At 71.1% G+C, this 2144-nt stretch carries 2 protein-coding genes and 1 pseudogene; 1 reads left to right on the forward strand and 2 read right to left on the reverse strand.

Annotation, left to right across the window (positions count from 1 at the left end; genetic code table 11):
• Together EHS43_RS43220 and EHS43_RS43225 are read right to left on the reverse strand one after the other, a co-directional pair.
• Positions 1–554: pseudogene (locus tag EHS43_RS43220) on the reverse strand (ABC transporter permease); the annotation flags it as partial.
• Positions 551–1447, reverse strand: coding sequence for an ABC transporter ATP-binding protein (locus tag EHS43_RS43225; RefSeq protein WP_125195903.1), 897 nt, complete (start codon positions 1445–1447; stop codon positions 551–553). The gene EHS43_RS43225 and the pseudogene EHS43_RS43220, both read right to left, overlap by 4 nt.
• Positions 1448–1520: 73 nt before the next feature.
• Here EHS43_RS43225 and EHS43_RS43230 point away from each other — a divergent pair, with 73 nt between their 5' ends.
• Positions 1521–2015, forward strand: a complete 495-nt coding sequence (locus EHS43_RS43230) for a GbsR/MarR family transcriptional regulator (RefSeq protein ID WP_125195904.1) — start codon at positions 1521–1523, stop codon at positions 2013–2015.
• Positions 2016–2144 lie beyond the last annotated feature (129 nt).

Consider the following 2144-nt stretch of genomic DNA (forward strand, 5'->3'; position numbering starts at 1 on the left):
CGCGCGCTCTCCGTCAGCTGCGCGACGATCGCGGCCGTCGTGGCGAAGAGCATGCCGACGGCGCCGAGCCCCAGGCCGAACGCCAGGGCGCCCACGGCTCCCTGGCCCGCCAGGCCCGCCGTCACCAGCAGCGCCAGCGCACCGTTCGCCACGGCGGCGGCCAGCAGCGCGGCCGTCAGCGAGGCCCGCCGGCCCACGACGCCCGAGGAGATCAGCTCCTGCCGGCCGCTCTCCTCCTCGTCCCGGGTGTGGCGTACGACGACCAGGAGGCCGGTCGCGGCGGCGAGGACTCCCGCGTAGACGCCGACGCGCCAGGCGGTGAGGGCGCCGAGGGAGTCGTCGAAGACGGGGCCGATCAGCGCGCGGAAGGAGGAGTTGGTGGCCACCTGGTGCAGCAGGTCGGCGCGCTCGGCCGCGGTGCCGTACAGGCTCTTGAGGGTGTTCGGCATGGACAGCACCATGAGGGCGTTCACCGCCACCCACACCGGGATCATCAGCCGGTCGCGGCGCAGGTTGAAGAGCAGCAGCACGCCGGTGCCGACGAGGGAGGTCATCGCTGGGCCGCCTCGTCCTGGTAGTGCCGCAGGAAGAGTTCCTCCAGCGTCGGCGGTGTCGACGTCAGCGAGCGCACGCCCGAGTCGGTCAACGACCTGAGGACGGCGTCGAGTTTGTCGGTGTCGACCTGGAGCCGGACCCGGCGGCCCTGGACGTCGAGGTCGTGGACGCCGGGCAGGTGCGCCAAGCCGTTGGGGGTGCCCGCGAGTTCGGCCGTGACGCTGGTGCGGGTCAGGTGGCGCAGCTCGGCCAGTGAGCCCGACTCCACGGTGCGGCCGCGCCGGATGATGCTGACCCGGTCGCAGAGTTCCTCGACCTCGCTGAGGATGTGCGAGGACAACAGGACCGTACGGCCGCGCTCGCGCTCCTCCTGCACGCAGCGTTGGAAGACCTCCTCCATCAGCGGGTCCAGGCCCGCGGTCGGCTCGTCCAGGATCAGCAGGTCCACGTCCGAGGCGAACGCGGCGACCAGCGCGACCTTCTGGCGGTTGCCCTTGGAGTAGGTGCGGCCCTTCTTGGTGGGGTCCAGCTCGAAGCGCTCGATCAGTTCGGCGCGCCTGGTGCGGTCGAGGCCGCCGCGCAGACGGCCGTAGAGGTCGATGACCTCGCCTCCCGACAGGTTCCGCCACAGGGTCACGTCCCCCGGGACGTAGGCGATCCTGCGGTGCGCCTCGACCGCGTCGGCCCACGGGTCGCGGCCCAGCACCCGCGCGGTGCCGGAGTCGGCGCGCAGCAGGCCGAGCAGGACGCGGATGGTGGTGGACTTGCCGGAGCCGTTGGGGCCGAGGAAGCCGTGCACCTCGCCGGTCTCGACCTCCAGGTCGAGACCGTCGAGTGCGTGGGTCCGCCCGAACGACTTGTGCAGTCCGGAGACGGTGATGGCCTTCGTCATGCTTCAGAACGTACGCTTACTTCAGAAGTTTGTGAAGTTAAGGAAGCGTGTGAAGCCCCGTTAGGGTGGTGGCATGACGGAGTCGAAGGTGGTGGAGCGGGACCCGGAAGCGGTCTCACGGTTCGTGGAGCGGTTCGCGGCGCAACTCGTCGAGGCGGGACTGCCGCGCATGCCCGCCCGGGTCTTCTCGGCCCTGCTGGCCTCCGACAGCGGCGCCCTGACCTCCGCCGAGCTGAGCGAGCAGTTGCGGATCAGCCCGGCGGCCGTCTCGGGGGCCGTGCGCTATCTCGCGCAGGTGCACATGCTGTCGCGCGAGCGGGAGCCCGGCTCCCGGCGGGAGCGCTACCGGGTCCACTCCGACCAGTGGTACCACGCGCTCACCAACCGTGAGGCGATCATCAAGCGCTGGGAGGAGGCCCTGCGCGAGGGGGTGACCAGCCTGGGCGCCGGGACACCGGCGGGCCACCGGCTGGCCGAGACCCTCGCCTTCTTCGAGTTCATCGAGAAGGACCTGGCACAGATGATGGAGCGCTGGAAGACCCACCGCGCCAGGCTGTTCGGCGCCTAGCTCGTCCGCCGACCACACCTTCAGGAACCGTCGGCAACCTTGAGGAACCGTCGGCAACCTTCAGGAACGGGACGGCAGGACGAGCCCCACGGCCCCCTCCCGCACCGTCCACGTCCGTCTGCGCACCGG

The organism is Streptomyces sp. RP5T, assembly GCF_003933965.1.
GTDB lineage: Bacteria > Actinomycetota > Actinomycetes > Streptomycetales > Streptomycetaceae > Streptomyces.